The organism is Nonomuraea sp. NPDC052129, from assembly GCF_040680095.1.
Taxonomy (GTDB): Bacteria; Actinomycetota; Actinomycetes; order Streptosporangiales; family Streptosporangiaceae; genus Nonomuraea.
Window position 1 is genome coordinate 1 of sequence record NZ_JBFAVX010000085.1, and the last position, 1,668, is coordinate 1,668.

Consider the following 1,668-nt stretch of genomic DNA (forward strand, 5'->3'; position numbering starts at 1 on the left):
CTAGCCTCGATCTTTCACGATCTTCGTTTGGTCGGCTGAGCGGTTCGGCTGGCGGTTGATTTCCTGGGTGTGGTCAGCGCGTTGGCCCGGCTGTCGCGCCGGGTGGGCGGGGTTCCACCGGCCCGAGGGTGTGTCCTTCCTGCTCGTAGTGATGATTTCTGCAGGTCAGGTCGGTGCTGGGAGTGCTTGGAGCCGGTGCAGGGCGGTGAGGAGGTCTCGGGCCCAAGGCCATCGTGCGGCGATGCGTAGGCGCAGGCGCCTGCCGCCGCGGATGAGCCGGCCGGCGACGGCGAACAGGCGCAGTCGTAGGCGTTTGGGTTCGTAGCGGCGTGCGGTGGTGCCGTGCAGGGCGAGCATCGGCATCCATGACAGGAGCTCACAGGCCAGCGTGACGATCTCGCACCAGATCTGGTTTTGGGTGAAGTCGTGCAGCGGCAGGTTGGTCAGGCCGGTGTCCTTGGCGCAGCGGATGCGGTCCTCGCAGCGTGCACGGCGACGGTGGCGCAGCTCTAGGTCGGCGAGCTGGCCGCGGCTGGTGTTGGTGGCGAAGCAGGTGAAGCGGTGTCCGTCGATGTCGGTGAAGCGAAGCTGCGCACCGGGGTGCGGGCGTTCCTTTCTGGCGATGACGCGCATGCCCTTGGGCCAGCCGGCCAGGTCGAGTAGGCCGGTGAGCTCGGCCACCCAGGCGCCGGGCCGGGCCTGGCCGTCGCAGTCATAAGCGGGCGTCCACGCCGTCTTCGGCAAGCGCAAGATCGCGTGCTGGATGTCGTCGGTGAGGGTGAACCCGATCGAGTAGGACAGCCATCGGCCCGGCCGGGTCAGCCAGGTGAGGAACTCACGGGTACCGCCACCGGCGTCGGTGCGGATCAGCACCTGGCGCCGGCGGTGCTTGGGCAGTTGGGCCAGGGCGAGCCGGGTGGCGTCGATGTGGTCGGCGGCGGTGTTGGAGCCGGCGTTTCCTGGCCGCAGCGCGATGGCCAGTGGCTCGCCGGAACCGCCTTCTCCGTGGTCGGCGAAGACGGTGATCGGGTGGAAGCCGAAGGTTTTCTTCCAGGTGGGTGTGGCCTGTTCCTTGTCGGAATGGGCGATGACGATGGTGGCGTCGATGTCGAGCGGGATCAACATGCCGTCGGCGCCGGGCGCGGCGGGCCCGGCCAGCGTCCAGGCGCGTGCTCGTGCGGTGGCGCGGGCAGCGCGGATGGCTTTCAATGCTCGCGTTGGGTCGCTGGCCAGCCGGTCGATCAGGCGGGAGATGGTCGGGTCGGAGGCGATGGGGCCGAAGAGTTCGGGTTGAGCGCGCAACATGGCGATGTCGGCCAGGCAGTCACCGCCGAGGGCGAGGCTGATGGCGAGGTCGGCGATGACTTTGCCCGGGTCGTGGACGGCGCGGGAGGGGCGCCACCGCTCCAGCTCGTGTGAGAGTGCCCGGTCCAGGCCGGTGATGGCCAGCGTTCGGGTGAGGAGCAGGCCGCCTGCATGGGACAGGAGGCCGTCAGCGTCGGCGGACGCGCTGATCTTGCGGCGGGACGCGATAGTCTGCACGTGAAAAGTGCCTCTTGCTCTGGTGCGGACAGGACCTTCGACAAGCCCTATTCTCCCAGTTCAAAGGCACTTTTCTCATTTAAACGATCAGCTCTGGCCAAATTCGTCGTGAAAGCCCGAGGCTAG

1 protein-coding gene is annotated in these 1,668 nt (G+C 67.9%); it reads right to left on the bottom strand.

The genetic code is table 11. The features are described 5' to 3' along the window. Positions 1-165 precede the first annotated feature (165 nt). Complete coding sequence (locus tag AB0L53_RS59265; RefSeq protein ID WP_364015909.1) at positions 166-1,533, bottom strand: IS1380 family transposase; 1,368 nt, start codon at positions 1,531-1,533, stop codon at positions 166-168. Between the last annotated feature and the right edge of the window lie 135 nt (positions 1,534-1,668).